The sequence below is a fragment of the Aeromonas sp. HMWF014 genome (genome assembly GCF_963878295.1).
Lineage (GTDB): Bacteria > Pseudomonadota > Gammaproteobacteria > Enterobacterales > Aeromonadaceae > Aeromonas > Aeromonas popoffii.
This window is the reverse complement of record NZ_CAWNYS010000394.1, coordinates 1-5,671: the sequence shown is the minus strand read 5'-3', so window position 1 is coordinate 5,671 and position 5,671 is coordinate 1. Positions and strand designations below refer to the sequence as shown.

8 protein-coding genes and 1 pseudogene are annotated in these 5,671 nt (G+C 58.9%); 5 read left to right on the top strand and 4 right to left on the bottom strand.

The window, feature by feature from the left end; all coding sequences use genetic code 11:
* Together AAC083_RS16035 and AAC083_RS16030 are read right to left on the bottom strand one after the other, a co-directional pair.
* Positions 1–352: pseudogene (locus AAC083_RS16035) on the bottom strand (hypothetical protein); the annotation flags it as partial.
* A 110-nt stretch (positions 353–462) separates the two neighbouring features.
* Entirely contained in the window at positions 463–1,683 is a 1,221-nt protein-coding gene (locus AAC083_RS16030; protein ID WP_181364780.1) for an Nramp family divalent metal transporter, read from the bottom strand.
* Positions 1,684–1,920: 237 nt separating this feature from the next.
* Between AAC083_RS16030 and rpsF the strand changes: the two genes are divergently transcribed.
* The 4 genes from rpsF to AAC083_RS16010 all read left to right on the top strand — a co-directional run bounded on the left by rpsF (position 1,921) and on the right by AAC083_RS16010 (position 3,911).
* Positions 1,921–2,310 carry a 30S ribosomal protein S6 gene (rpsF, locus tag AAC083_RS16025; protein ID WP_005313395.1) on the top strand — a complete coding sequence of 130 codons (390 nt, stop codon included), beginning with the start codon at positions 1,921–1,923 and terminating at the stop codon, positions 2,308–2,310.
* A gap of 30 nt (positions 2,311–2,340) precedes the next feature.
* On the top strand, positions 2,341–2,571 hold the full coding sequence (gene rpsR, locus AAC083_RS16020) for a 30S ribosomal protein S18 (protein WP_005313392.1): 231 nt from the start codon (positions 2,341–2,343) through the stop codon (positions 2,569–2,571).
* A 49-nt stretch (positions 2,572–2,620) separates the two neighbouring features.
* Positions 2,621–3,067, top strand: a complete 447-nt coding sequence (gene rplI / locus AAC083_RS16015; protein WP_108537122.1) for a 50S ribosomal protein L9 — start codon at positions 2,621–2,623, stop codon at positions 3,065–3,067.
* 100 nt (positions 3,068–3,167) lie between these two features.
* Positions 3,168–3,911 (top strand): ferredoxin--NADP reductase, encoded by a 744-nt coding sequence (locus AAC083_RS16010; protein ID WP_108537121.1) that lies wholly within the window; start codon positions 3,168–3,170, stop codon positions 3,909–3,911.
* 53 nt (positions 3,912–3,964) lie between these two features.
* Here AAC083_RS16010 and AAC083_RS16005 read toward each other — a convergent pair whose 3' ends face one another.
* Positions 3,965–4,309, bottom strand: a complete 345-nt coding sequence (locus AAC083_RS16005; protein ID WP_181364779.1) for a hypothetical protein — start codon at positions 4,307–4,309, stop codon at positions 3,965–3,967.
* Positions 4,310–4,328: 19 nt separating this feature from the next.
* Positions 4,329–4,625, bottom strand: a complete 297-nt coding sequence (locus AAC083_RS16000) for a hypothetical protein (protein WP_108537120.1) — start codon at positions 4,623–4,625, stop codon at positions 4,329–4,331.
* Positions 4,626–4,880: 255 nt separating this feature from the next.
* On the opposite strand from AAC083_RS16000, the gene AAC083_RS15995 reads away from it, so the two are divergent.
* The coding region (locus AAC083_RS15995; RefSeq protein ID WP_108537119.1) for a Preprotein translocase subunit SecY at positions 4,881–5,671 on the top strand (791 nt) is incomplete at its 3' end.

The window sequence follows — 5,671 nt, the reverse complement described above, 5'->3', positions numbered from 1 at the left end:
CATCTACCTTCAGTTCAACCCTGGAACCCACCGCCAGAGAGTGCTGGCCTGCCAGGGGATGTACCACCACGAAGGCCCACCCTTCGGCGCCACGCTTGACCGGAATATCTGTGTCCACGAACACTTCTCCTTCGGGGCTGATGGCCCCCATGCGGCAGGGGCCCACGCTGGCGTTGCCGCCATCCCAGCAAACCGTGCCCACATCGCCTGGCTGATCGGGCCAGAGGTGGCTCTGGGGATGGAAAGGGGTGAGGTCGGTCACCAGCAGGCTGGTGTCGCCGCTCTGGCAGAAGACCACGCTGGCCTGTTCATGATGGTGGCCCAGTACGAAACTGGCTCGAGTGTGTTCCATGGATGGCTCCTGCGAATCGAAGAGGAAGAGAGAGCCGCAGCATACGCCAAAGTGCAGACCGGCTCATTAACCTGGGTTAATAAGCCGGCCTCAATAGCGGGTTGTGCGCGCTAGATCATGGCGACCAGCAGGTAGGCGTTGAGCCCGATCACCAGTGCGACGATGAGGCGGCCGACTGCCTGAGTCACCGGATGGTTGCGATACTCTCCCATCAGCGCCCGATCGCCGGTCAGGATCAGCAGTGGAATGAGCGCGAGCGCGATGCCGAAGCTCAGCACCACCTGGCTCAGCACCAATATTTCGGTGGTGTTGAGCCCCATAGCGATCACCACAAAGGCGGGGGCCATGGTGATGACGCGGCGCAGCCAGAGCGGTATGGCGAAGCGCACGAAGCCTTGCATCACCACTTGACCGGCGAGCGTACCCACCACGGTGGAGGAGATGCCGGAGGCCACCAGTGACAGGCCGAACAGGGTGGCGGCGGCCTGCCCGAGCAAGGGAGTGAGCGTCTGGTAGGCGGTTTCGAGTTCGGCCACTGGCTGGTGAGCGCCGTGGAAGGCGGCGGCCGCCACGGCCATCATGGCCAGGTTGACGAAGCCGGCTATGGTCATGGCAATGGCGACGTCCACCCGGGTGGTGTGCAGTCGCTGGGGCACTGTGCCTTGATCCAGGGTGTGCTGGGTCAGCGCCGAGTGCAGGTAGATGACGTGAGGCATGACTGTTGCACCGAGCACGCCAGCGGCCAGGTAGACGGCGTCGCTGTTGGGTAGGCCGGGGAAGAGGGCGCCTTCCAGCAGGCTCGGCAGATGAGGGCGGGAGAGCACCAGCTCGACGATATAGGCCGCTGCCACGAACAGCAACAGGCCGCCAACCACGAACTCCAGCGGCTTCTGACCGCGGGATTGCAGCATCAGAATGCCCCAGGTGACCACGGCCGTGATGCCGGCACCCTCCAACAGGGTGATGCCGAGCAGCAGCTTGAAGCCCACGGCCGCACCGATGAACTCGGCGAGATCCGTGGCCATGGCGATGATCTCCGCCTGTACCCAGTAGGCCCAGACCGCCGGTTTGGGCAGCCGGTCGCGGATGTGCTCCGCCAGGTTCTTGCCGGTGACTATGCCGAGCTTGGCCGAGAGGGTCTGTACCAGCATGGCCATCAGATTGGCCCACACCACCACCCACAGCAGCTGATAGCCGAAGGTGGAGCCGGCCTGGATATTGGTGGCGAAGTTGCCCGGGTCTATATAGCCGATGGCGGCGATGAAGGCGGGGCCAAGCAGGATCAGTTTGAATTTGCGGGCCGGGATGGCCGTGGTCAGCGCGGGTTGCATGGCAACACCCTCCATAAGATGATGGAGACAGAATAGATCTAAATGATAATTGTTATCAATTGATGTTTTGTATCATACCCATAGATAAAAACATCTGTGGCGGCCAGTTGCAGTGAGGGATGTGATTTCGTACAATACGCCGCCCTAGAAAGCAGTGTCTAAACACACCATACGTTCCTTGCCTCCGAGGTCTGGCTGCACCTGGGCGGAGGCTGAATTAATCCGTAAGGAGCTAAAATGCGTCATTACGAAATCGTCTTCATGGTTCATCCGGACCAGAGCGAGCAAGTACCCGGCATGATCGAGCGTTACACCGGCGCTATCACCACCGCGGGTGGTACTATCCATCGCATGGAAGATTGGGGCCGTCGTCAACTGGCTTACCCGATCGACAAGCTGCACAAAGCTCACTACGTTCTGATGAACGTGGAAGCAGAGCAAGCCGTTATCGATGAACTGGAAACCAACTTCCGTTTCAACGATGCCGTTATCCGCAACATGATCATGCGCACCAAGCACGCCGTGACTGAAGTTTCTCCGATGGCCAAGGCCAAGGAAGAGCGCTTCGTCCGTCGTGACGACGAGCGCCGCGAAGATACTGTTGAAGCAGCGTCTTCCGAAGAGTAATTCTGGATCACTGAATAGAGGATAAAGGCCATGGCACGTTATTTCCGTCGTCGTAAGTTCTGCCGCTTCACTGCCGAGAACGTTACCGAGATCGACTACAAAGATATCGTTACTCTGAAAAACTACGTCACTGAATCTGGCAAGATCGTACCGAGCCGTATCACCGGTACCCGCGCCAAGTATCAGCGTCAGCTGGCACGCGCCATCAAGCGTGCTCGTTACCTGGCTCTGCTGCCGTACACCGATCTGCACAACAAGTAAGAATCGGCCCGGCACTTAAGCCTAACTCAACTTTTATAGAGGAAAGGTAATGCAAGTTATCCTGCTCGACAAAATCGCCAAACTGGGCGGTCTGGGTGATCAAGTCGCTGTTAAAGCTGGCTACGCCCGTAACTATCTGATCCCGCAAGGCAAAGCCGTTATGGCTACCAAGGCCAACATCGAGACTTTCGATGCTCGCCGTGCTGACCTGGAAGCCAAACTGGCTGCCGGTAAAGCTGCCGCTGAAGAGCGCGCTGCCAAGCTGGGTGAACTGGCTGCTGTTGTCATCGCCTCCAAATCTGGCGACGAAGGCAAGCTGTTTGGTTCCATCGGTACCCGTGACGTGGCTGAAGCCATCACTGCTGCCGGCGTTGCTGTTGCCAAGAGCGAGGTCCGCATGGGCAACGTTCTGCGTAACACCGGCGAGTACGAAGTTGTTGTTCAGCTGCACGCTGACGTCAAAGCAACCGTACAAGTTCAGGTTGTTGCCCTGTAATAGCGTTTCGCTTTTGCAGAAAAACCCGCGCATTTGCGCGGGTTTTTTATTTTGGGAACGAGGGGTAAAGTGAGGTTCTGTTCCTCTGGAGGAGAGCCTTATGGCAGCCTGGGTCGAAGGTAGGGTCATCGAGCGTATCGAATGGACCCCCACCCTGCTTTCCCTGCGTGTGGAGGCCGAACTGGCCCCCTACAAGGCAGGGCAATTTACCAAACTGGCCCTTGTTCAGGGTGATCGCCGCATCCAGCGGGCCTACTCCTTCGTCAATCCGCCTTCTGCGCCGTACCACGAGTTTTATTTCGTCGAGATCCCCGATGGCGAGCTGACCCCCACTCTCGGTTCCCTGCAAGCGGGCGACACTCTGCTGGTGCAATCCCAGGCGACCGGCTTTCTGACTCTGGATGAGCTCCCGCCCGGCCGCGATCTCTGGCTGCTCTCTACCGGTACCGCCATCGGCCCCTTCCTCTCCATGCTGGCGGACGGCGAGGCCTTCGACCGCTTCGAGAACCTGGTGCTGGTGCATGGGGTACGCAAAGGGGAGGAGTTGAGCTATCAGCCGCTTATCGCCAGTTTTACCGAGCAGCAGGGGGCACGCTTTCGCTACGTGCCCTTCGTCAGCCGTGAGACCTGGCCCGGTGCGATGGCAGGGCGGATCCCGGCGGCCATCGCCAACGGCCAGTTGCAGGAACGGGTGGGGCTGGGGTTTTCAGCGGAGTCGAGTCAGGTGCTTATCTGTGGCAATCCGGCCATGGTGAAGGAGACTCAACAGACCTTGCTGGCATTGGGACTGGCCAAAAACCTGCGCCGGGCACCGGGCAACATCAGTGCGGAGAATTACTGGTAGTCCAACGAACACAGGGGCCTAGTGCCCCTGTGTGATTACTGCGGTGGTGGCGGTTAGTTGTGCTTGCCGTTGCCGTTACCTTTCTGCCTGTTATGGCCCTGACCCGGATTATTGCCGCTGTGAATGCTGCGGTTGTAGTGATCCCGGTACTTGCCATCCATCTTGTTACAGTTGAGTTTGATCCGGCTGTCGCCAATGCCAAGATCCAGGCAGTTGTTCTGCCACCAGTCGTACTCTTTGTCATCCCAGTCGAGATTGATCTTGATGCCATCGCCGGAGATCTTGATGCCATCGCCACTCTTGCTGGGAGGGGCAGCAAACGCGATGCCGTGCGCCATGAGCAGGGAGAGCAGCAGGGCGCCGCGATGGATAATGGGGCTGTGTTTGGTTTGGGTCATCGCAAGGGGACTCCTGTCGTTACTGGCCGCTCTGCGAATTGGCGGGGATCTGGTTGGTTTTCGGTGGCTGGTTGCGGTTCTCTTCGTCTTTCAGATTGAATTTGACCGCCTCGCAGTCGGCCGGGGCGGTTTCGCCGCCCCCCAGATCGAGGCAGTCGTTCTGGGGCCAGCCGAACTGCGTGTCATCCCAGTTCAGATTGAATGTAAGCTCATCGACGGAGAATTCGGAGCCACTGCTCTCTTGATAGTGCTGTGTCGCTGCGGCGTTGCCGGTAACCAGAAGAAGGGAGAGTAGCAAAGTGGTCTTACTGTTCATGATGGCCTCTGATAATTGCAACGGTGGATGAGTCTACAGACCGGGGCTGAACCTGAGCGGAACCGTACTCCATCTCACCACATGATCAAGTCAGGCAGGGATTGTATCGCTTTTCTGCTGCCGATTTGTCCGTTTTGGTCGCACTCTGGGCAGCTGGTTGTCAATCTGAAGGAATTCAGTCATTTGCCCTTCTCTGTGCGAGTCTGGCGACTATAATCGGCAGCCAACTTTTCCTGCACAGCACACCCCTTCATCATGACCACACAGGACTCCTCCGCGCTGCGCTACCCCAAGGGGTGGTTTGCTCTGACGACGGTATACAGTTTCACCGGGCTGGCCATTCTGGCCTCCATCATCTTCTCCCTGCTGCTGTTCCTCTCCATCGATGACAACCCGCTGATGAAGTGGCTGTTCGGCGGGCTGGCCATCATCTTTGAACTGGGCAAGTTCTACGTCTGGTACGAGTATGGGGAGTGCAAGGCGCGGCGGGATCTGGGAGGGGCCTTCTGGTCGCTGCTGTTCTACAGCGTGCTGGCCGCCATCTCCATCGGCGGCAGTATCGGCGGCATCAATAGCGCCACCAACACCATACTGAGCCAGCAGGCGCATCACGAGCGGGAACTGGCCCGTTTCGACGAGCAGATCGCCAGCATAGAGCGCCAGATCCAGCTCAACGAGGAGGCGGCCCGCAAGTACATAGAAATGGCACGTATCTCCAGCGGTGTCAGCGGCTTGCAGCAGGCCAACACCAAGCTCAGGTTGCAGCAGGATGAGTTGCGCCAGGAGCGGGATGCCAAGCCGGTCAATGAGCAGTCCTCCATGCTGGGGCTGATGAGCAGTCTGGCGGACGGCGTGGGCATGAGCATCAGCCAGGTGCAGTTCCTGTTAGTCTGCTTCCTCTCCGTGCTGCTGGATGTGTTTGGCGCCTTCTTCGTCAGCCTGATTGGCGAGGAGAACCGCTTTCGCCGCATGTGGCTCTGGCAGCAGGCTAGGGAGCAGGCTGCGGCGTGGCAGGCTGCGTCTGCGGCCACTGTGCCCCCGGTGGC

Coding starts and splice junctions, on each gene's coding strand:
- AAC083_RS16030 (WP_181364780.1), bottom strand. CDS start 1,683: ATGCAACCCGCGCTGACCACGGCCATCCCGGCCCGCAAATTCAAACTG.
- rpsF (WP_005313395.1), top strand. CDS start 1,921: ATGCGTCATTACGAAATCGTCTTCATGGTTCATCCGGACCAGAGCGAG.
- rpsR (WP_005313392.1), top strand. CDS start 2,341: ATGGCACGTTATTTCCGTCGTCGTAAGTTCTGCCGCTTCACTGCCGAG.
- rplI (WP_108537122.1), top strand. CDS start 2,621: ATGCAAGTTATCCTGCTCGACAAAATCGCCAAACTGGGCGGTCTGGGT.
- AAC083_RS16010 (WP_108537121.1), top strand. CDS start 3,168: ATGGCAGCCTGGGTCGAAGGTAGGGTCATCGAGCGTATCGAATGGACC.
- AAC083_RS16005 (WP_181364779.1), bottom strand. CDS start 4,309: ATGACCCAAACCAAACACAGCCCCATTATCCATCGCGGCGCCCTGCTG.
- AAC083_RS16000 (WP_108537120.1), bottom strand. CDS start 4,625: ATGAACAGTAAGACCACTTTGCTACTCTCCCTTCTTCTGGTTACCGGC.